The sequence below is a fragment of the Paenibacillus sp. FW507-14B1B genome (genome assembly GCF_058781425.1).
Genome location: NZ_JBYSWS010000002.1, coordinates 942,803 through 963,722, shown reverse-complemented (window position 1 = coordinate 963,722; position 20,920 = coordinate 942,803). Strand labels below are relative to the sequence as shown.

The following is a 20,920-nucleotide window of genomic DNA, read 5'->3' as shown; positions in this document are numbered from 1 at the left end:
AGGGATAGCACATGACATATTTGAAAGCTAACGACACGATCTCGGGTCAAGAAGGGCGTGCCTATGCAACCATTGATGGTCGTAATGAGGAATTGTTCTACATTAAGAAGTTGGAAGCTACAGCTGAGAAAAACAAAGCCGAAATGAGGACGCTGGGCCGAAGAGGCGTGCAACACAAAGCTACAGGGTGGACGGGTACAGGTAGTATGACGATCTACTACGTGACTTCTTTGTTTCGGCAGATGATGTATGACTACATCAAGACCGGCAAGGACACCTATTTTGAGATTACAATCATGAACGAAGATCCATCATCTAGTATTGGAGCTCAGACGGTCACACTAATGGGCGTCAACTTGGATAGTGTGATCATGGCTGCCTTGGACACTGAAGCCGAAGCGCTTGAAGAAGATGTGAGCTTTACATTTGATGATTTAGATCTACCAGAGAAATTCAAAGCGCCAGTACTTGGCAATTAATAATAGAGAGGAAGTATAACGATGTCTGATTTTAGTATGTTTTTTGCACAGAATGTAATGATGGAGGTAACTGAGGATTTTGTAGTGTCGGAGCGTTTTAAGGACAAAGATGGTAAGCCTGTAGCTTGGAAACTCCAAGCAATCACTGAAGAGAAAAACAATGAGCTTCGGAAGTCCTCTATGAAGAAAATTAAAGGAAAAGGCGGAGCCTATAAAACAGATTTTGATGCAAATGAGTATATGGCTAAGCTCGTTACAAATTGTGTAGTGTATCCGGATTTGAAAAATGCTGAGTTGCAGAAATCATACAGTGCAGTAGGCGCAGAAGCTTTGCTTCGCAAGATGCTTCTACCAGGTGAGTATGCTGAACTTGGTGATCGAATTCAAACCATGAACGGATTTGATCTAGATATCAACGAATTGGTCGACGAGGTAAAAAACTAATTAAAGAGGGCGATGGGGATGCTGTCTATGCCTATTTCGCTCTCCATGAACTTCATATACTTCCTCATGATCTTATGGCTATGCCGATCCGAGAAAAGGCAGCAATTTATGCCATGATCTCTGAAAAAGTGGATAAAGAGAAAGAGGAAGCTAAGAAACTGAATAGCAAAAAACGGTAGACCCTTACACACCCAATTTGGTAGAATGATTGGGAAATATGACCTATTGGGAGGGGCTTTTATGAAAAAGTCTGTTGGTTTAATATTGACTTTACTATTTGCGTTCGTTGCTATTGTCGGGTGTTCTTCAACTTCAAAGGAAAGTGACAATCTAACTTTGGAGAGCTTTATCAAGGCTTATCAGGATGCAGGTATTGAGGTGGACCCAGAAGAGAAGCCGATGTTTCAAGTCCTTAAAGCAAAAGATGGCGTAGTCTTTTATGTTGAAAATCAGAAGGTTGCTATTTATGAGTATGCTTCAAATAAAGAAGCTGATAAAGATGTAGATACTCATGATCAAATGGCTGATTGGACAAGGAAAAGTACTTTCCTTCTAGACACAAAAAACGAAAAAGCTATTGAAATATTTAAAAGTGTAAAATGATAAACTTGACGCTCTTTATTATAAGGGCGTCTTTTATTTTCCCTGACAGGAGGTATGTAATGGCTACAGTCGCCTCTACGCTAAAGATGTACGACGCTATGACAGGCCCGTTGAAAAGCGTGGTGAGTTCAATGAACATGGTGATCAAGACCATGGAACAAATGCAGCGAACCACAAACCGGAATCATAATATGGATCGACAGTTGGCTGCAGCTAAGAACCAAATCGCATCGGCCGAGAGTCAGATTAACAAGGCAATCGAGGATTCAACCAGACAGCAAAACCGATTTAATAACGCTGTGAGAGAAAGTCGGAAGGAATCAGGACGTTTGGTTAGTTCAATTAAAGGTCTTATTGCAACATATTTGACGTTTCAAGGGGCCCAACAAATAGGTAGTGCAACGATTGGAGGAGCTATGAAGCAGCAGGAAATGCTGAACACCTTCACGTCACGATCTGGTAACGATGCGCTGGGACAAGCGATTTATAGTCAGACCGTTCAACAGGCACTCAAGTATGGGCAGGATGTTGATGCAAGTTTGCTCGGAAGCATGTCGTTTATGTCGGCAACAATGGATCCGAAACAGCTGACGGACCTGAATAAACTAGCTATGCGACTTTCCAAATTGAATCCGACCGAGGGGCTTGAAGGGGCAGCTTTCTCCCTGAAGGAGCTCTTGAGTGGTGACTATACCTCTATCTCTGAACGTTTTAACATTAGTCGGAGTATGCTCAAGGATAGCGAAGCGCGGATAGCTGGTATGAATGGCGATGTTACTGGATTTATCAAAGGCATGGATAAGATGCTAGATCAGCAAAACTTAACAGAAGAAGCCTTTGAGAAAATGCTAGATTCTCCGGCAGCCAAATGGAATCGTGTCTTGCAAACCTTTAAGTTTAATATGGCATCTGCTGGAGAGGCAGGACTTCAGTCGCTAGCTCCTCTGTTTGATCAAATCAATGCTGGCTTTGATTCAGGTCAGTATCAATCGACCTTTGATATGTTGTCATGGGGTATACAAACAGCGGTGGAGTCTTTCATGTGGTTTTTAAATGCGGCAACCCAAGTGTACTCCTTCATGAGTACAAACTGGCCGTTGTTGCAACCAATTGTGTACGGATTGGTAGGTGCGTTAGGAACCTTAGCCGTGATCATGGCAATGAATAGGGTCGCTATGATCGTAGGGGCTATTGCTTCGGGGATTCATACAGCAGCTTTGTTTATTCAAGCGGCTGCTGTCAATGGTTTGCGAGTAGCTTGGGCAGGATTAAACACGGTAATGAAAGCGAATGTTTATATTTTTGTCATTACAAGCATTATCGCATTGATTACCTGGATCTATAATCTTTGGCAGACGAACGACCAGTTTGCAGCTGGCTTTATGCGGGCTTGGAATGCAATATTGAATTTTTTTGACCAGATACCCATTTACTTCATGAGAGTAGGCGTCGGCATTTCTAATGCGTTTCATGATGCAAAGGTTAGTGTATTGAAGTCCATGGAGGATATGGTGAACGGTGCGATTGACAGAATAAATAGCCTAATCGAAAAATTGAACAAGTTTGACTTTGTATCTATTGATTTTATAGGCGGAGTTCAGTTCTCAGCATCTGCACAAATAGAAGCAGAGGCAGCTCGACAAGCTGGCGAAGCCAAAATAGCGGCTGCTCAAGAAAAGGCTGCAGGGAAAGCAGCTGAGCGAGAAGCTAAAGTCGAAAAAATGCTTGATGATCGGGCGGCAAAGCGAGCTAAGCTTCAGGCTGAAGCTCAAAATACGTCGAAGGGGCTAGGAACTGGAGGTTATAACGTGCCAGAGATGTCAATGCCCGCAGCAGCAGGATCTCTGAAAGCACCTAAAGCTGCTAAGGTTCCAAAAGTTGATAAAGTCGGACAGGTCGATAAGATCAAGGGGAAAGTTGATATTTCTAGTGAGGATCTGAAGATCATGCGTGACATCGCAGAGATGAAAAACATCCAGAACTTCATAACCTTGACACCTACCGTCAATGTGAAAACAGGCAATATCAATAACAGTGGTGACTTAGACTCTATCGTTACTAAAGTTACTAAGCACCTTGAAGATGAAGTTGCATCTAGCGCCAAAGGGGTGTATGACCGTGGCTAAGTATAGCATAGAGTTGAGTTTTAACAATCGAGCCGTTGTCTTTCAGATCCCGGTGCTTCCTGAAGAGATCGAGATTGAAGGGGAGGGACAAGGTGAGGAGCATATGGTGTCTGGTAAAGGTCAGGTAAACGTGCTTCAAGCTCCCAAACTCAAAGAAATCTCTTTTAGCAGTTTCTTCCCTGCAGATATGGAGCATGCCATCAAATCTAAGGGCTTTAATTCTCCAGCAGACTATATCAGGCGTATTGAGGACTGGATGAACAAGAAAAAGCCTATTCGGTTCATCTATATAAGCCAAGGTCTGAAGATCAATATCGCAGCATCTATTGAGGAGTTTAGTTATAAAGAGGTTGGTGGCTCTCCCGGAGACTTCCAATACACCCTTGCTCTTAAAGAATATGCTTTCTATGCAGCTAAGAAGGTGACCTTTGCTAAAAAGACTACCAAGAAAAAGAAGCAAGTCGCTGCTAAGAAACCGTCCCGACCTGATGTTCGTGAGAAACCAAAAACCTTAAAGGTCAAAAGTGGTGACTCCTTATGGAAGATTGCAAAAGTAAATCTGGGCGATGGCAACCGGTACAAAGAAATTATGAAGCTCAACAATATCACCGAGGCTCAAGCGAAAAAGCTTAGAGTCGGAACTGTGATTAAACTACCGGGGTGACCATATGAAGCTATTAATCGATAACAAAGACGGCAATGTGTGGGATGTTTCGGATGTGGTCACCGAGTTGAGTTATAAAACGTCCCGGATTGGCAAAGCTTCATCCCTTGAGTTCACGCTCCTTGACAGTGGCATCTATCAGGACAAGAAGTTTAAGTACCAGAACGGGGATATTGTTCAATTCACGGACGGTGAGAACAAAGTATTTATGGGTTATATTTTTAAATTTGAGATGGGTATGAATGGTGAGGCAAAGATTCTTGCCTACGATCAAATTAGGTATCTCCAAGCCAAGCACACCTATGTTCTGACGAATGTTACGGCCACTCAGATTATTCAGCGGATCGCTAAGGACTTTGGGCTGAAAGTTGGAAAGCTGGCTGACTCGAAATATAAAATTCCTAATTTTCTGCAAGATGATCAGACACTCATTGATATGATCTGTTCCTCTTTAGATACCACATTGATCAAATACAGAACAAACCTTGTTTTTTATGATGATTTCGGAAAGTTAACTCTTCAGAACATTAATGACATGGTCTACGGTTATGTGATCGGTGAGGGAAGTCTGATGACGGATTACACCTATTCAAAATCTATTGATGATGATACGTATAATCACATTGTTCTTTACAAAGATAACGAAAAGTCAGGTAAGCGTGAAACCTATGTTATCAAGGACAGCAGCCGTATTAAGAAATGGGGTATGCTGCAACTCTACCAAAGCGTTGATGAAGATATGAACAAAGCGCAGATCAACGACATGCTAACGCGCTTGATAACTGCCAAGAATCGTGAAACTCGGACTTTAAAAATTGAGGCAATCGGAGACTTTAAGCTTCGCGCAGGTATGTATGCTAACATTTTAATCCCTATCTATGGGATCAATAAGTTGTTCCTGGTTAATGAATGTTCTCATAAAGTATCCGGTTCCTCACACACGATGTCGCTTGAATTAAGGATGGTGTAATATGCTGGAGATTATAAAGAAGGCTGCTAAGGATGCTGTAGATGCTGGAAAGCCAGTAGCCGTTCAGATAGGAACCGTAGTTGCAATAAACCCTTTGGAGGTAAGTCTAGATTCACGGCTTACACTGCCAGAGGTTTTTTTGATTATACCGGAATCACTGACACGCTATGAGATCAATTTAAGCCATGTTCACAAGCTTAATGGATCACCTGATACAGAAAGATCGTTAACAGATAAAATCGTCATACGTGAAGGACTGGTCGTGGGAGATGCAGTGTTACTGCTCAGGATACAAGGTGGTCAAAAGTATGTGGTTTTGGATAAGGCGGTGAATTCATGATCCCTCTGAGTGATGTTGAATTGACAGATGAAGAATTAGAGCCCGTAACGCTACCAAGTAAAACATACAGACTTGATATGTTTATGGGACGGATCAGCAGCCAAACAGTAGACGGTATCGAGGCGGTTAAACAGACCGTGTTTAAGATCCTATCAACTACACGCTTCGAACATCTTATCTATTCAGGGGATTACGGCAGTGAAATGGACCTTAACGCTGTTCGTGGTCGGGCTGTTTTTGAGTCTGAGGTAGAAAGGTGGGTGAAGGAAGCGTTGACACAAGATGACCGGATTGAGGCTGTAACTGGTTTCAGTTTTGAGTATGGCTTGGATTCGGCTTTGGTACGATTCACCGTTGAAACAGAGTTCGGCCAATATCAAGAGGAACAGGAGGTGTGATATGTACGAGGATCAGACGTTTGAGAACATATTGGAACGGATGCTGGACAGGGTACCAGACGACATCGATAAGAGAGAAGGAAGTATTATCTATGATGCATTGGCCCCAGCTGCCGCTGAGTTAGCACAGATGTATATTGAACTGGATATGAATGCTAACCTTCGCTTTCCGGACACTGCAACAGGTGATTATCTGGACCGATCAATAGCCTGGTCAGACGTCACTCGTAAACAAGCGACCAAAGCACAGCTTCGAGGTGTGTTTTATTCTGGTTCCGGAGAGTTGTTGGATATTCCAATTGACAGCCGCTTTTCGATGGGAGACTTGAGTTACATTGCTATTGAGTGGTTGTCACTAGGTAAATATCGAATGGAATGTGAAACGGCTGGATCTGAAGGGAATCGGCATTTCGGTGCACTCATCCCAATTGACTATATTACGGGTCTCGGGCGTGGGGAGTTGACCGAATTACTGGCCGCTGGAGAGGATACGGAATCAGATACAGCTCTGTATGAGCGATATCAAGAGAAGGTATCCAAGCCGATCACATCAGGGAATCGATACCAGTATGAACAATGGGCACGAGAGATTACCGGAGTTGGTAGAGCTCGGGCATTTCCAGAGTGGGCTGGACCTGGTACGGTCAAGGTTGTGCTGCTAGATAATGATATGAAATCACCCGCGAGCCCTGTAGTTGAGGCTGTGCAAAAATATATAGATCCCACACAAGATGGTATGGGTGAAGGAGCAGCCCCAATAGGCTCTATTACAACAGTTGTGGGGGCGACAGAAATTCCTATCAGTATATCAGTTAAAGTCACCTTGGCAACCGGAGCGACTATTGAACAAGTAAAGGAGCAGCTTGAGTCGGGGGCGATTGAATACTTCAGAGATTTAGCCTTTACTGATCCGCTCGTCAGATACACAAGGATACAAGGAATTATTCTCGGGATTCCTCCAGTTATAGACTACACGGACCTATTAGTTAATGGAGAAATCAAGAATATTGAAATCGGTATGGATGGGGTTGCGGTTCTCGGGACGGTGATGGTGACATGAGTGGCGCTGAGCGATTAAAGGGATACTTGCCTGAATACTACGATGGCGTAGTGGAAATGAATCAATTGATGGATACTGAGGGTTCAGAGATTGATCAGCTCAACGAGAAGATTAATGATTTGCTTGATCAATATTACCCTGAGACTGCAACCTGGGCGCTATCTCGATATGAAAAGAATCTGCACATCACTCCAGAAGCCGGAAAACCATTTGAACAGCGCCGTTCCGTGGTCATCTCCAAAATGCGAGGCAACGGTAAGGTATCCGGCAGCCTAATAAAAAGTGTTACACAAGCCTATGACGGTGGAAAAGTAGATGTTGCAGTCGCTCCTGTTGAATACAAGATAATTGTTACTTTCATTGATACGCTGGGTACCCCACCTAACCTGGATGATCTGAAGAAAGCCTTGGATGATATTAAGCCGGCGCACTTGACGTTGGTATATGAATTTAGATTCTTGCTCGTCAAGGATATCCATAATGTGATGACATACAACCAGCTACAGCAGACGCAGTACAATAAATTTGCTTTTAGATCAGGAGGTGCATGAGGTGCCTAAAACAACACCAAATATGAATTTATACAAAGTTGATGGAGCAACAGATGGAAATGACACGTTTAATATCGATCTTGCGCTTAATGACAACTGGGACAAGATCGATGCGGCAATAGGTGAGGTAAGAGAAGATTTAGACAATGTTTCCGTTCCTCCAGCCTCTTTGACACAGGCAGGAATTACGCAACTCTCTAATGCAACTAATAGCACATCTGAAACAGAGGCTGCTACACCAAAGGCGGTAAAGGCTGCGTATGATAGAGGTACAGATGGCATAAATGCGGCGAATGTATTATCTAGCAGATTAACTGCTTTAGAAGCATCAAATCGTTGGGGGGCGCTATAAATGGCAGACGTGAGCAAAAGATTTGCAAAGGGTAGTATTTCAAGTGGTTCTACTCCTATTATATATACTGTGCCTGCTTCTAAGAGGGGATTCGTTAAAGCGATGACGCTATGTAACCTATCGAGCGGACCAAACAAAGTAACTTTAACGTTAGCGGGAACACAGGTAATTTATGACTACGAAATAGGAGGGAACGACACTCTAACTATACCTTTTCTAGATCAAATCCTAGAGGCAGGAGAGACTATAACAATTAAAGTTACAGCACCATCTAGCGTAACCTATTATATCTCAGGTCGTGAGGTGGACGCCTAATGCCTCGTATTGAAAAGTATAAGCTCGGGGAATATCGCTTAGGAGGCGGAGAGGGCGGTGTAGTTGTTGGAAGTAAGATTCCAATAGATAGATTTAAACCTTACGGACAGCCAGCGTATATGAGAAGTTTTGCCGTTAACAACACGACAGTCAGACCTGTTGCAGATGCAATGTTTATCGACGGAAAACGAAACCTCTGGATTATAATAATTTTTAGTACAGTTTACATTATAGATAGGAACACCGGGATAATTCTCCGTTCATCCTCAGGCGTTGTTACGGCCCCTTACGCAGTGGCGTACGATCCTGTTACGGCTTACTTGTTCCTCGATAATCAGTCCGGCGATAATAGTGGAAGGGGCACAAGGATAAACGTAATGAATGCTCAGGTAGTTCCTTGGTCTGTAACGCCAGCAGACAACCTTAGATTTGGGCCTACTATTAAAATAATTCCTACGGGGGATGGCGGCGCTTATTTTTTCAAAGAAAACACAAAATTATACCGTGTGGATAACGCAGGAAATCTATTACTAGAAAAAACATACCCTTCATACTGTACTTATTTAGGAGCGGCCGATAGAGACCCCTCAGGAAATATTCTTATAGTAGGAAGTAATTCAAACACCACAAATGCAGACATTTCAGCGGCCATTCTTAACGCACAAGGAGATGTACTTAGAACCCCACAAACATTGGTTAGTGGTCAAGGATATTACACTGATACCTTTTATGCCAAACTAGACAGTAAAGGAGACGCATATATTTTCTTCCGAAATCGTGGTGCAGGTTACTACCGAGTGCAAAAATTCCAAGGCAATTTAAACGGATTGCCTCCGTTGCACACGTACTATTCGGACCCGACGCAAGAAGTGTTCTCGATTGATGTATCATTAGATGGCCACTTGATCATGTCTAGACGCAGAACCGAATCCTTGGGCGGCTACTCAGCCTCAACCGAGAAGTATGACGCTTCATATACCAGAACTTGGGTTATAAATCCTTGGATATATCAAGTTACTGCTTCATATTCAGGACATGTTAAGTTCGAGGTAAACTCCGAGTATGGAGGCGATGGGCTAGACTTTTCTTCCACATCAGGAGGAGCGAGAGACCAATTCTCTATATACCGTCAACTATTAACTGTGACCCAATAAAAAGAAAAGGGAGGCGGTCTCATTGATCGCAATCATGACGAATAAGGAATCTAAGACACGCGCAACAGTAACTACGATTAACTACGTTCCATTTCACCCGGAACATGGGCTAGGGATGACGGAGGAGGACCTTCGCAATTCCGAAATATGGAGCCTAGTAGAAGATATCGGAGAGCCTGAGAACAACGGTAAGACTCCGATTCTTTACCACAACGAGACTGAAGGTGTTATCTGGTACGAGTATGTAGAGCGGCCACTTTCGGAGGAAGAAAGAGCGGAGGCGCGGATTGTTGCCTTGGAAGAGATGACAGGAGAATTAATGATGGAACTCGCTATGTTGAAAGGGGTGCTATAGTATGTCTAAGTGGTTTGCGGCAGTTAAACGATATTATGACAACGGGCACTTGTCATACACAGATGAAGGTATCAAGGTGTTCGTTGTGGCGAAGATGATCACTGAGGAGGAATACAAACTGATTACAGACATTGAATACGTAGCTTAACAAGCGCTTCGAATGCGGAGCGCTATTTTTATGCCCTCGTGAGTGGTGCGGGGGCATTTTATTTTAGAGATACAGGGGGGAGAAGGGTGGACGTTACTGCCATGATTGCTTTAATAGCCGCTATTAGTGGTATGTTGCTGGGTTGGATGGGACGAACCAAGGCATTTAAAGATGAAGTTGCACAGGAAGCCACGGCGGATGCTTCGTTACACACGGATGTTTCGTACATCAAGACTGGTATTGTTGACATTCGTGTAGATCTTCGAGATATCGGCAGACGAATGGATGATTTTTCAGAGCGCCTTACAAGGGTTGAAGAATCGGCTAAACAGGCTCATAAACGATTAGATGATATGAAAGGTTGATTTGAATGAACAAATGGATTAAAGCGGCAGGTATTCGGGCAATAAAGACAGCAGCACAAACCGCCATCGGTGTAATCGGTGCGACAGTAGTATTTAATGAGGTGGACTGGTACGTGGTGGGTGGTACAGTCCTGCTGGCGACTATTACAAGCTTATTGACAAGTTTAGCAGGTCTTCCGGAGGTGACGACCAATGAAAAAAGTATGGATTGATGCAGGGCATGGCGGTAAAGATCCGGGAGCAGTCGGAAATGGACTGAAGGAAAAGGATATCGCGCTGGCGTTATCTTTGGGAGTCGAGAAACGTTTGGAAGCAGAGTATGAGGGCGTACAGGTGTTACTTACCCGATCAACAGATGTATTTCACGAACTCTCCGATCGTACAAAGGCGGCAAACAAAGTGGAAGCTGACCTGCTAGTATCTATTCATTGCAATGCTGGCGGCGGTTCTGGAGGTTTTGAGTCGTTCCGTTATATCAATGCGATGGCTGCATCTGTGGCGTTGCAAAACGTTATTCACACTGAAATCATGACAGCCTTGAAGACATTCGGAGTAACTGATCGAGGACAGAAAGCTCAAAACCTTCACTTGGTTCGTGAAAGTAATATGCCAGCAGTACTAACCGAGAACCTTTTTATTGATGTGGCAACTGACGCATCCAGGCTTAAACGATCGGAAGTCATTGACGCACTGATCGAGGGTCATGTTAAAGGCATCGCTAAACACCTTGGACTTAAAAAGAAGGAGGGAAAGCAAGTGTCTAAAGAGCGCGATATTAATGTGGTTAGCCCTTGGGCTGAAGTGGCTTGGAGACAGATGACAGAAATGGGGTACTTCGATGGTAAACGTCCAGGTGCTCCAATCACACGAGAAGAAATGGCTGTTGTGTTGAGCCGTTTTATTAATAATATGACTTGTTAATAATAAGCCCCTACTGGCTATATGCTGGTAGGGGCTTATTATGTTTGGGATAAGAACTTAATAACATTCCCGATATGAAGTCATCAACGGCATCTAATAAAGACAATTAGACCGCTTTTATTAAACTAACGGGAAACTAAAGCCTAATAAAAAACGTAAGCCTACTTGTCCAAGTGATCACCTTGGTTATTTAACTCAAAGGCATTTTAACACGCAAGCAAGCCGCGATAGTAAAGGGGTAGTAGTACTTAAATTTATTATTGTCGGATGAATGGAACTTGAAACGGTTACATCTGTAGTCAGGATTATATTTTTGATATGTTAATTGATTTCAAAATTTTAAAAAAGTATAATAAAATAAAGGAGATGCTTATGTTTAAATTGTTTAAGTTTTATTATCAGAGAGATTCAAAGAAGATTTTAATCACTTGTTTTGTAATATTTTCACTCCTATATTTCTTTTTCTATAAATCAAGTGTAACGACTGTTTCGAAGGTAGAGAACAAGGAAATTGGTAGATTTAAAAATTATATCACTATTACTCTCGGCGGAAGTGGTGAAAAAGAAAAAATATCTGTACCTAAGTCTACATATAGCCTAGTAGAGACTAATAAAACTTATTTCATTACGTATCATCATAACTTTATAAGAGGTAATTATATTAAAAACCTCAAAATCTCTGAACCACTTAATAATCATAAGAACAATGTTAAGCAGACTAATAAGTAGTCTGCTTTTATTATTTATTAGTTATCTACAATTTTTACTTTAATTAATATTAAAAATGTGATATTATATAAAGATTGGAAAAAATGCTAAATAGTTTTATGGGAGGTTTTAATTAGTTATTGGCAAAGCATTTTTAATTTTTAATGAAGAGACGAGGAATTCAGCTTATCATGAAACCATTTATGAAATTTTTTACACTGGCAGTATTTTCTTTACTATTAATGTCAACTTCGAAAGTTGATGCCGAAGCTTTAGAATTAATGGATGTTGACGTTGAAAATTCTATTGATATTGACAATGAGCTTACAATAGAAAAAAGAAATAACGGAACAATTTCTCCTTTAAGTAACCCACAGGATCTTACTGATCAACAACTGAATGGAGTACTTAATGAGATGAAATATACGTCAGAAGATATTGAAACCATGAGTAGAAGCCTAAAAGAAATGTTAGTTGAAAGTGGCGGTGTAGCCGTTGAAGTTGATACAGAATTAAAAGAGTATTTTAATGATACTAAAGGTAATAAAATTGAAATAACTGATGCAAATAGAAAAGAAGTTGAAGAGTATATTGAAGAAGAAGTTGGGCCTCAATACGTTGAGAATCAGGCATCCCCATATATTGGAATGGGATCAAATAAAGACGATAGATTTGCAGCTAATGGTAGATTGCAATATTTAGGTAAAGATCAATATGGTAAGTACTTTATTTATAAGTATATAGATTCATTTAGTTGGAAAAAGAAACTTGCAATGCAATATTACGACAATATTTCTCATGCGTGGCAAGACACTGAAGGTTTAGTTGCAGACAATAAATATAATGGAGTCTACAACTGGCGGGATATTTATGACAGACCTAAGAGTGCAAAAATGGATCTCTCAAATCAAGGTAGCCTATATGGAAGAATAGGTACTTTTTTTGTGAATAATACCTATGATCATGATGGATATTTGGTTGACACAATTATGGTACCAGTCAAATATAAATACAATACTGAGAGATGGATTGCAAAATATACACATAATTATACTTTGCTTCTAAAACCTGAAATTACTCTAGGTCCATTATCTATTAAAATTCCTGATGGCTTGACTCATAAAACTTGGGAATGGGAAAATACATTTACAGTAATAGGCGATCAAGCTTAACTACTTAATGATTATTATTAGTGCCTTGCCACATATAACGTGGTAAGGCACTTTTTTTGATTTTAAAAGGAGAGTAAGCAGCACGATATACTAGGAGCTGGAAAAAACTTTAGGGTTATCTAAACATGGGGGTGGGGCTAGTAGTTGGTATACTTGTGGGTGCTGCAGCTTATCCATTTACTGATTTGGATTTAACCCTGCGGCTTTGGGCTGGTGGCCTGGCTGGATTGTCGGCTACTGGATTATTTGAATTAGCGTTTAGCAGACGAAGGTGAGACCCGAAGAATTAATATACCTGCCCCATTAACTTTAATGTTAGTGGGGGCATCAGGTTATCATTTACAATACTTCTTATGCTGTTTATACTTATACTGGATATATAATCCTATGTGCTAGTTCTTAAGGGGGAATGACAGTGCGTATTAGAGAAATAGAACAAATTGTAAGTGATAATCTTGATATCATAAAAACTCAAATAGCATTTTTAGATGGTAGTAGTAGAAATTACCTCCAAAACTATAAGGGGGTCATGTCGGCAATCGAAAGATTATCTGAATTTGAGTTCCTTAAAGAAGAAGTTAAATCTCTGAGGGAATTTGACTATATCTATTACAATAGAAGTGATGATGACACAATTTATATAGATCAATCGTCACTCAATGTTGTACTCAATAACATAAATTCGATCATTAGCAAATGTACAACAGTTATAAAGCTTGTTAGTGAAGCTCTCCCAAGTGAAAGAACAGAGGAATCAATAGATGTAAAATTACCAGACTATACCGATTTACCGAAAATATCTAATTTTTTCGAAGACTTGAATAAGGCTTTAGAAATCCTGGTTGTAAATGATGATATAAAAGGTAAAGTTCAATTACAATCCTTTGAATCCGGATCTCTCTGGTTAAACATTGTAGTTGGAACTACAGCAGTAAATTGGATTGGAAAAGTAATGGATGCTGTAATGAATGTAAGACATAAATACTACGAAACAGAATTGCTAAAAACTCAAATTAGAAGTTTAAACACAGCTGCAGATGTTCAAGAACAAGTCTTAGCTGCTACTGAAGCTAGTGTTAAAGAATATGTAAAAATACAAACAACAGAATTATTATCGGATGGCACAATTAATGCTGATCCTGAGTATATTGCTAAACTGCAGTATTCAATTCAAACACTAGCTCGCTTAGTTTATGAAGGCGCAGAGATACATCCTGCTTTAGGATCTCCGAGAGAAATCAAAGAAGAGTTTCCTAAATACCTATCTATCGATCCGAAAGAAATTAAGAAGATTAAAGAGACTTCTGAAAATATAAATGAGCTATCTAAACAAACGGAATCTGAAAACGAGGTTCTTGATAATTAAATAAAGTATTGTTGAGACCCTACCGGTTATGCTGGCAGGGTCGTTTTTTTGTTTAATGATAAAATTTATTGAATCTGCTCACATGCTCTATATCTTCTATAGGTACAAATACTACGCCTTCATCATTCCTCAGCTTCACGCGATCGGAACAACTCTCCGGTACACCTTGTAAGACTTCTCCATCTGACAATTGGATGGTTATTGATTGTCTTGAATCGATTGCCACAAGTATTTCATCTTTCCACATAAGTAGTGCCTCCCAAATTTTCCTTATGTCGATTATTCTGCAAACTTACAATAAATCCTCTTTTTATGATTGCTTTACGAACCTATACTGCATATAATAAGAACAAACGTTCCTATAATGGAGGCGATCATGATGAAGAAATACATAGGGCGGATTGTTGAGATCATTTATGAGGATCGTAAGGGTAATATTACACAACGGCGCATTGAGGTGTTAGGAGTAAGACAAGGACGAGTGAAAGCGAACTGTCTGAAGTCTGGTGAACTCCGTGTATTTGATGAAGGGAATATATTGGCATCGAAACCTGTAGGTGAAATCAATGCATCTTGAGAAGAGTAAAATCATCACACCCGAAGAACGCACAATGATCCGCGATTATATCCTGCTGCCTCATATGGAAAAGATGGTTCAGAAAAGCATCGATGATGCTACATACTCCACCAATATTATGAAACGACTTTATATCCTTGCAAGCCAGAAGATTCTCGAGCAGATAAAGCAGGACACGTACAAAATAAGACGTGAATTTAAACAGCGGAATATTAAGATTTTAAACGAAGAACATTCTGATTTTATAATTTATTATCGTTATAACTGTCGAGGTTATGAGGATAAGTTTGGCATGACCCGAGATGTGATGCGAGCTGAAATCAGTGTACAGCTAACCAAGTATATGTCTGAGTTAGCGAAACTGTTGAAGGAATACTCAAAGAAATGAGAAGTGTTTATAAGCTCGTTGGGATCGTCCAGCGAGCTATTAGTGTTTTGCTTAATGTAAATTGTTTTCATATATGTGAAAAAATACTTTCTAAGAACATATGTTCGTTCTATGATAAAGGGGATATATTACATCTTAGGAGGGATTTACATGAATGCCGTGCCTAAACCACCAAAAAAGACTAAAGTGTCCAGACCAACAAGAGATGAATTTGAGTTACAGGAATTAGCGGAAAAGTTGATGATAGCGAAGGAGAGCAGTGAGCAATTGGTTATTTCAATTTGGAGATGCGAGGAAATTGTGAATGGCGTAGTTGCAAAAATGGATCCGAGCACACAATCTGTTCATATCCGTGATCGTATGGGGGACGTTATAAAGGTTCCGTTTATCGATATAATAAGAGCAGAAAGGCCAGCACTTTAATCATTTAATTGTCCGTTTTTTGTCCGTTTCAAGAGAATAAGTTACGATAATTATTTATACGGAAATGCGGACAAACCTACGAGTTATCGAAATTTCTCTTCTATTATATACACCTAAAATAGACGAAAATAATCAAGTTCGAGATGGAAGGCTCTATCGGTTAATATTATATTGTGTAAGAAGGCGAACTTTTTAAGTTCGCCTTCTTTTTTTTGGGTTAAATTCTGTACTCATGATACCCACAATTAGAATCACAAATTGGAATTCCTGAACATATAGTTAAGTTAGACCTCGGAACACAATGCTTTTGCCACGTTAATAATTGATGGGGGTGAAGGCTATAAATAGCTTTTACACGCAAGCTGAACTAGCTGATCTTGGATTAGCCGGATACGGGATTGATGTGTGGATCAGCCGCAAAGCAAGTATCTATAGTCCAGGGCATATTCATATTGGTAATCATGTGCGTATTGATGATTTTTGTCTTCTGAGTGGGAAGATTACGGTAGGAAGTCATGTACATGTTGCTGCCTATACCGCCTTGTATGGAGGAGATAAGGGCATTTACATTGATGATTTTGTAAACCTTTCTTCAAGGGTTTCCATCTATTCGGTTAGCGACGATTATTCTGGTGAAACGATGACGAACCCTATGGTTCCGGATAAATATAAACATGTAACCAATGAAAAGGTAGTTATTCGTAAGCATTCGATTATCGGCTGTGGAAGCATCGTATTACCTGGAGTCACCATACAAGAAGGAAGCTCATTTGGAGCTCTTAGTTTAATTAATAAGGACTCTAATGCATGGACGATAAATGCGGGGATTCCTTTTAAAGAGTTGAGAAAAAGAAGTAGAAGGCTGCTTGATTTAGAACAGCAGCTTAAAGAGGAGAATGGAAAGTGAAAGATGATCCGATATTTGTCACTCGATCCTTCTTACCTCCTTTTGAAGAATATATTAATGAAATCAAACCGATGTGGGAAACGGCTTGGCTAACGAATATGGGGAAGTACCACAATCAGTTGGAGCAAGATCTTATCAAATATTTAGAAGTAGATAATCTATCTTTATTTACGAATGGACATTTGGCATTAGAACTTGTATTACAGGCGATGAATTTAACAGGGGAAGTTATTACAACTCCGTTTACATTTGCATCAACAACTCATGCGATCGTTAGGAATGGATTAACACCGGTATTCTGTGATATTAATCTTGCAGACTATACAATAGATGTATCCAAAATTGAAAAGTTAATAACAGATAAAACCTCAGCGATTTTACCTGTTCATGTATTTGGGAACATCTGCAATGTGAATGAGATCGATCGAATCGCGAAGAAGTATGATTTAAAAGTTATTTATGATGCAGCACATGCTTTTGGTGAAAAAGTTAATGGCGAAAGTATTGGAAGATTTGGAGATGCTTCCATGTTTAGCTTCCATGCTACGAAAGTATTTCATACGCTAGAGGGTGGAGCGATAGCCTTCTCAGATAAAGATCTAGGAAAAACGCTTTATAGTCTAAAAAATTTTGGCATTGTCTCTGAGGAGTTGGTTGGGGGAGTTGGTTCAAATGCCAAAATGAATGAGTTTCAAGCAGCTATGGGGATTTGTAATCTACGACATCTCTCAGAAGTAATCTCCAAACGAAAAAGAGTTGTAGAAAGATATCGCAAAAATCTCTCTAATATCAAAGGGATTAAAATAATGAGTAGTAAAGATGAAGTGCAATCAAACTATTCATATTTCCCAGTTATATTTGATGAAACAGCCTTTGGATGTACTAGAAATGAAATATTTAACAGATTAAAGCAGAATAATATATATGCAAGGAAATATTTTTATCCCCTAACGAATACATTTACTTGCTATACCGAAAAATTTGATGTGAATAAGACACCAGTAGCACAGTACATTGCTAAGAGAGTCCTTACGCTGCCTCTTTATGCTAGTTTAGATTTGGAGGATGTGGATAAGATTTGCGATATTATCTTAATGGGATAAAACAAAGGGGATACGATATGAAGATACATGTGTACGCCATTTGTTGGAATGAGGAAAAAATGCTCCCTTTTTTCTTTAACTACTATGACAACATTGTAGATCAATACTTTATCTATGATAATGGATCAACAGATCGCTCCTTATCTATCTTGAAGGCACATCCAAAAGTTAATATCGATAGCTTTGTAGTAGACGGTGATTCTCTCGTAATGTCAGCAATGGATCTGTTCAATCAATTCTGGAAACGAAGCAAAGGAAAGGCAGATTGGATTATTGTATGTGACTTAGATGAACATTTATATCACCCAGATCTAAGAAGCTACTTGGAAAAATGCCAATCGGAAGGTAAGACATTAGTTATCCCGGCCGGGTATGAAATGGTTTCAGATTTTTTCCCGAATAGCACGGACCTCTTGCACGAAACGATAAGAGAAGGTGTCCGGACTCACCTATACGATAAACCTCAAATATTTAATCCGAATGAGATTGAGGAGATGAATTTTGCTCCAGGTAGACATAGTGCTTCTCCGGTAGGGAATATTGTTAGTCCACCGACTACGGAAGTATGCTTGCTCCATTATAAATATTTGGGATTCGAATATGTTAATGCAAGACATTTAACCTTGAAACAAGGGTTGCGAAAAAATGATATTGCACATGCACAAGGTGTTCAATATTTATGGAATGAACAATATCGTTTAGGGCAATACTTAGGATTAAAAAATGCAGCAACAAGAGTGTTATAAAAACATAAAAGCTCCTCGTCCAGTAGAAAGGTGGGATAATAACCTTCTGCGGTCGGAGGAGCTTTTCACATGTAGCAATAAATTAAAATATAGTAAGAGCAAAACCTTGTGATTTTCGTCATAGAAACGCTGGTTTTAAGACGGTTTAGAGCGTATTAAAGGTACTGAAATCGCTTTACATTTAACAATTTGTGAATTGTGTCACAATCAATTTATTCGGTGTTATAATGAGGATACTTAAAATTTAAAGATATTTATTGAGGGGTTAAGGAGGAACGACTGTGGCCAGATATTTTAATGGAAAAGAAGTAGAACTGTTGGCTCCTGCCGGTACATTTGAAATTTTTAAATCTGTAATTGATATGAATTGTGATGCCGTTTATTTTGGGGGACCATCCCTAAATATGCGAATGATGCGTAAAGGATACAACCTGAGTTATGAGGAAGTTCGTGAAGCAATCAAGATGGCGCATGATCGTGGTAAGCGCGCATATGTTACGGTGAATAATCTGTTGAACGAAGAGGACCTGGAGGAAGCCAAGCGTTACTTCAATTTCTTGAATGAAGCTTGTCCCGATGCGATTATTGCTCAAGATTTAGCGGTATTTCCACTTATTCAGAATTTGAATCTAACGAACATTCCTGTGCATTCTTCTGTCATGATGAATGTTCATAACCTTGAAATGATTGAGGCTTTGAAGGAAATGGGCGTTACGCGTGTTGTAGCTTCGCGTGAGATGGATCTGCATACTGCTGAATTATTGCAATCGAAGACGGGAATGGAGTTTGAATATTTTGTTCATGGTGACATGTGTACGGTACACGGGGCGAACTGCTTGATTAGTTCCATGCTGTTTGGGAATAGCGCCAATCGTGGACGCTGCATGAAGCCTTGTCGCTGGGATTACCGGGTGAAGAAGGACGGCCACATCTACCCAACAGAATATCCATTAGCAGCGAAAGATATGTACATGTATGAGCATATTCCAGAGCTTATTAAATCCGGCATTACTTCGTTTAAGATCGAAGGGCGGATGCGTGATGAGGAGTTCCTGCGGACACTTGTGAATACCTACGGAGATGCTATTGATCGTTATATCGAAGACCCGATTGGATTTAATCGTAAAGAGGATGCGGACACATTATATGAGAACCGCAAACGAGACTTCTCGACAGGTTATGCATTTGGCAAACCGGGACTGGATTACATTAATCGGCGTTACGAAGGCACAGGTAAGTTCTACAGCACGGGGAAGGTTTTCAGTACACCGACAGCAGAGCGTGAGCTTAAGCCTGAGCGAGTCAAGCAGGTGAGAGACACACTTGGTAGTGTGAAGTGTGAAGTGGCTTCTACAACAACACCGCAATTAAGTGTGCATGTGAACAATGTAGATCAAGCTCGCGCAGCAATGGCAGCTGGTGCGGATATAATCTATCTGACAGGCGATGTGTTTCAACCGGATCGTCCGTTTACCCGGCAAGAGATCGAGGCACTTACTGCTGAAAAAGGAACAACTAAAGTTGTACTCGGTATGCCGAGAATGATGACAGAATTGCATATGGAGCAGTACAACCAATTCATCCGTGCTGGTGCTAACCACGCATTTTACGGACTGGACGGTTTGTTGGTAACGAATATCGGTGCCATGCATAAGTTCCGTGATATACCACTACCTATGATCGCAGACTTTAACTTGAACGTGTTTAATCACATGTCAGCTTCACTTTATCATGAACGGTTTAACATGGAACGTGTTCACGCTTCCCTTGAACTTCCTCTTAATGATTTGACGAAGCTGCTAGACAATACACATGTGCCGGTTGAAGTTATTGTTCACGGTTCGCCGATTGTGATGTACCTTGAGCTTGATCTCTATGAGAATACACAAGTTATTGAATCCATTGGAGAAGAAGATAATAAGTATGTTGATAATCAGTACCTTGTATTGATGACAGACAAAGGTGAGAACCCGGTCTATCGCGATTGGAGCGGACGTAATCACTTAGCACTCTCGAAAGAGTTATGTTACTTACCAATGTTAAAGGAATTACATGAAGCCGGGGTAAACCATTTCCGTATCGAAGGCAAAACGTATACTCCTGAGCAGCTTGGTAATATTGTTAAGGTCTATAAACAAGCGTTGCAACACTTGGATCAATGCGGCATGCTATTTGAACAAATGGATCCGATCTTTGCAGGATATACACTTGGATCATTACAGTTTGGCCAAGCACTAAAGCTGGATCTTGTTGAAGTTTAAATAGAGAGCGCATTGCAGCACTCA

General features: G+C 40.4%; 28 protein-coding genes and 1 pseudogene. 28 read left to right on the top strand and 1 reads right to left on the bottom strand.

All coding sequences use genetic code 11. The features are described from left to right. Nucleotides 1-11 precede the first annotated feature (11 nt). From AC3WJJ_RS12735 to AC3WJJ_RS12635, 21 genes and pseudogenes are all read left to right on the top strand, one after another. Nucleotides 12-479: a phage tail tube protein gene (locus AC3WJJ_RS12735; protein ID WP_492541046.1), complete on the top strand. Its 468-nt coding sequence runs from the start codon at nucleotides 12-14 to the stop codon at nucleotides 477-479. Between the two features lie 21 nt (nucleotides 480-500). Further along, nucleotides 501-923 carry a phage tail assembly chaperone gene (locus AC3WJJ_RS12730; RefSeq protein WP_492541044.1) on the top strand — a complete coding sequence of 141 codons (423 nt, stop codon included), beginning with the start codon at nucleotides 501-503 and terminating at the stop codon, nucleotides 921-923. A 240-nt stretch (nucleotides 924-1,163) separates the two neighbouring features. Then, a complete protein-coding gene (locus tag AC3WJJ_RS12725) occupies nucleotides 1,164-1,526 on the top strand; it encodes a hypothetical protein (protein WP_492541042.1) in 363 nt (120 codons plus the stop codon). A gap of 59 nt (nucleotides 1,527-1,585) precedes the next feature. After that, on the top strand, nucleotides 1,586-3,652 hold the full coding sequence (locus AC3WJJ_RS12720) for a hypothetical protein (protein ID WP_492541040.1): 2,067 nt from the start codon (nucleotides 1,586-1,588) through the stop codon (nucleotides 3,650-3,652). Continuing rightward, the gene (locus AC3WJJ_RS12715; RefSeq protein WP_492541039.1) at nucleotides 3,645-4,316 is read left to right on the top strand and encodes a LysM peptidoglycan-binding domain-containing protein; all 672 of its coding nucleotides are present in this window, start codon (nucleotides 3,645-3,647) and stop codon (nucleotides 4,314-4,316) included. The genes AC3WJJ_RS12720 and AC3WJJ_RS12715 overlap by 8 nt, the downstream gene beginning before the upstream one ends. Before the next feature lie 4 nt (nucleotides 4,317-4,320). Continuing rightward, nucleotides 4,321-5,286 (top strand): XkdQ/YqbQ family protein, encoded by a 966-nt coding sequence (locus AC3WJJ_RS12710; protein WP_492541037.1) that lies wholly within the window; start codon nucleotides 4,321-4,323, stop codon nucleotides 5,284-5,286. Nucleotide 5,287: 1 nt separating this feature from the next. Continuing rightward, nucleotides 5,288-5,626, top strand: a complete 339-nt coding sequence (locus tag AC3WJJ_RS12705) for a DUF2577 domain-containing protein (protein ID WP_492541035.1) — start codon at nucleotides 5,288-5,290, stop codon at nucleotides 5,624-5,626. Beyond that, nucleotides 5,623-6,024: a DUF2634 domain-containing protein gene (locus tag AC3WJJ_RS12700; protein ID WP_492541033.1), complete on the top strand. Its 402-nt coding sequence runs from the start codon at nucleotides 5,623-5,625 to the stop codon at nucleotides 6,022-6,024. Before AC3WJJ_RS12705 ends, AC3WJJ_RS12700 begins: the two co-directional genes overlap by 4 nt. 1 nt (nucleotide 6,025) lies before the next feature. Continuing rightward, the gene (locus AC3WJJ_RS12695) at nucleotides 6,026-7,084 is read left to right on the top strand and encodes a baseplate J/gp47 family protein (protein ID WP_492541031.1); all 1,059 of its coding nucleotides are present in this window, start codon (nucleotides 6,026-6,028) and stop codon (nucleotides 7,082-7,084) included. After that, the gene (locus AC3WJJ_RS12690; RefSeq protein ID WP_492541030.1) at nucleotides 7,081-7,635 is read left to right on the top strand and encodes a putative phage tail protein; all 555 of its coding nucleotides are present in this window, start codon (nucleotides 7,081-7,083) and stop codon (nucleotides 7,633-7,635) included. Before AC3WJJ_RS12695 ends, AC3WJJ_RS12690 begins: the two co-directional genes overlap by 4 nt. 22 nt (nucleotides 7,636-7,657) lie before the next feature. Beyond that, nucleotides 7,658-7,987, top strand: a complete 330-nt coding sequence (locus tag AC3WJJ_RS12685) for a phage tail protein (protein ID WP_492541028.1) — start codon at nucleotides 7,658-7,660, stop codon at nucleotides 7,985-7,987. Further along, nucleotides 7,988-8,302, top strand: coding sequence for a hypothetical protein (locus AC3WJJ_RS12680; protein WP_492541027.1), 315 nt, complete (start codon nucleotides 7,988-7,990; stop codon nucleotides 8,300-8,302). It abuts the gene before it with no gap. After that, nucleotides 8,302-9,456: a hypothetical protein gene (locus AC3WJJ_RS12675; protein ID WP_492541025.1), complete on the top strand. Its 1,155-nt coding sequence runs from the start codon at nucleotides 8,302-8,304 to the stop codon at nucleotides 9,454-9,456. The genes AC3WJJ_RS12680 and AC3WJJ_RS12675 overlap by 1 nt, the downstream gene beginning before the upstream one ends. Before the next feature lie 22 nt (nucleotides 9,457-9,478). After that, a complete protein-coding gene (locus tag AC3WJJ_RS12670) occupies nucleotides 9,479-9,811 on the top strand; it encodes a hypothetical protein (RefSeq protein ID WP_492541023.1) in 333 nt (110 codons plus the stop codon). Between the two features lies 1 nt (nucleotide 9,812). Beyond that, nucleotides 9,813-9,959 carry an XkdX family protein gene (locus AC3WJJ_RS12665; protein ID WP_492541021.1) on the top strand — a complete coding sequence of 49 codons (147 nt, stop codon included), beginning with the start codon at nucleotides 9,813-9,815 and terminating at the stop codon, nucleotides 9,957-9,959. Nucleotides 9,960-10,045: 86 nt separating this feature from the next. Further along, nucleotides 10,046-10,324 (top strand): hypothetical protein, encoded by a 279-nt coding sequence (locus tag AC3WJJ_RS12660; protein WP_492541019.1) that lies wholly within the window; start codon nucleotides 10,046-10,048, stop codon nucleotides 10,322-10,324. A gap of 5 nt (nucleotides 10,325-10,329) precedes the next feature. Next, nucleotides 10,330-10,536: a holin gene (locus tag AC3WJJ_RS12655; protein WP_492541017.1), complete on the top strand. Its 207-nt coding sequence runs from the start codon at nucleotides 10,330-10,332 to the stop codon at nucleotides 10,534-10,536. Continuing rightward, nucleotides 10,517-11,245: an N-acetylmuramoyl-L-alanine amidase gene (locus AC3WJJ_RS12650; RefSeq protein ID WP_492541015.1), complete on the top strand. Its 729-nt coding sequence runs from the start codon at nucleotides 10,517-10,519 to the stop codon at nucleotides 11,243-11,245. Before AC3WJJ_RS12655 ends, AC3WJJ_RS12650 begins: the two co-directional genes overlap by 20 nt. Nucleotides 11,246-12,144: 899 nt before the next feature. Then, entirely contained in the window at nucleotides 12,145-13,125 is a 981-nt protein-coding gene (locus AC3WJJ_RS12645; RefSeq protein ID WP_492541013.1) for a hypothetical protein, read from the top strand. A 131-nt stretch (nucleotides 13,126-13,256) separates the two neighbouring features. Beyond that, nucleotides 13,257-13,400, top strand: a pseudogene (locus AC3WJJ_RS12640) (holin); the annotation flags it as partial. A 140-nt stretch (nucleotides 13,401-13,540) separates the two neighbouring features. Further along, nucleotides 13,541-14,491, top strand: coding sequence for a hypothetical protein (locus tag AC3WJJ_RS12635; protein ID WP_492541011.1), 951 nt, complete (start codon nucleotides 13,541-13,543; stop codon nucleotides 14,489-14,491). A 52-nt stretch (nucleotides 14,492-14,543) separates the two neighbouring features. Here AC3WJJ_RS12635 and AC3WJJ_RS12630 read toward each other — a convergent pair whose 3' ends face one another. Next, nucleotides 14,544-14,738: a hypothetical protein gene (locus tag AC3WJJ_RS12630; protein ID WP_492541009.1), complete on the bottom strand. Its 195-nt coding sequence runs from the start codon at nucleotides 14,736-14,738 to the stop codon at nucleotides 14,544-14,546. A 132-nt stretch (nucleotides 14,739-14,870) separates the two neighbouring features. On the opposite strand from AC3WJJ_RS12630, the gene AC3WJJ_RS12625 reads away from it, so the two are divergent. The 7 genes from AC3WJJ_RS12625 to AC3WJJ_RS12595 all read left to right on the top strand — a co-directional run bounded on the left by AC3WJJ_RS12625 (nucleotide 14,871) and on the right by AC3WJJ_RS12595 (nucleotide 20,896). Next, the gene (locus tag AC3WJJ_RS12625) at nucleotides 14,871-15,068 is read left to right on the top strand and encodes a hypothetical protein (protein ID WP_492541007.1); all 198 of its coding nucleotides are present in this window, start codon (nucleotides 14,871-14,873) and stop codon (nucleotides 15,066-15,068) included. Continuing rightward, the gene (locus AC3WJJ_RS12620; RefSeq protein WP_492542044.1) at nucleotides 15,058-15,456 is read left to right on the top strand and encodes a YhjD family protein; all 399 of its coding nucleotides are present in this window, start codon (nucleotides 15,058-15,060) and stop codon (nucleotides 15,454-15,456) included. Before AC3WJJ_RS12625 ends, AC3WJJ_RS12620 begins: the two co-directional genes overlap by 11 nt. 150 nt (nucleotides 15,457-15,606) lie before the next feature. After that, a complete protein-coding gene (locus AC3WJJ_RS12615) occupies nucleotides 15,607-15,879 on the top strand; it encodes a YolD-like family protein (RefSeq protein ID WP_492541005.1) in 273 nt (90 codons plus the stop codon). A gap of 331 nt (nucleotides 15,880-16,210) precedes the next feature. After that, entirely contained in the window at nucleotides 16,211-16,786 is a 576-nt protein-coding gene (locus AC3WJJ_RS12610) for an acyltransferase (RefSeq protein WP_492541003.1), read from the top strand. After that, nucleotides 16,783-17,889: a DegT/DnrJ/EryC1/StrS family aminotransferase gene (locus AC3WJJ_RS12605; RefSeq protein ID WP_492541001.1), complete on the top strand. Its 1,107-nt coding sequence runs from the start codon at nucleotides 16,783-16,785 to the stop codon at nucleotides 17,887-17,889. Before AC3WJJ_RS12610 ends, AC3WJJ_RS12605 begins: the two co-directional genes overlap by 4 nt. Before the next feature lie 17 nt (nucleotides 17,890-17,906). Further along, nucleotides 17,907-18,635, top strand: a complete 729-nt coding sequence (locus tag AC3WJJ_RS12600) for a glycosyltransferase family 2 protein (RefSeq protein WP_492540999.1) — start codon at nucleotides 17,907-17,909, stop codon at nucleotides 18,633-18,635. A gap of 281 nt (nucleotides 18,636-18,916) precedes the next feature. Continuing rightward, nucleotides 18,917-20,896 carry a peptidase U32 family protein gene (locus AC3WJJ_RS12595; protein WP_492540998.1) on the top strand — a complete coding sequence of 660 codons (1,980 nt, stop codon included), beginning with the start codon at nucleotides 18,917-18,919 and terminating at the stop codon, nucleotides 20,894-20,896. Nucleotides 20,897-20,920: the final 24 nt, after the last annotated feature.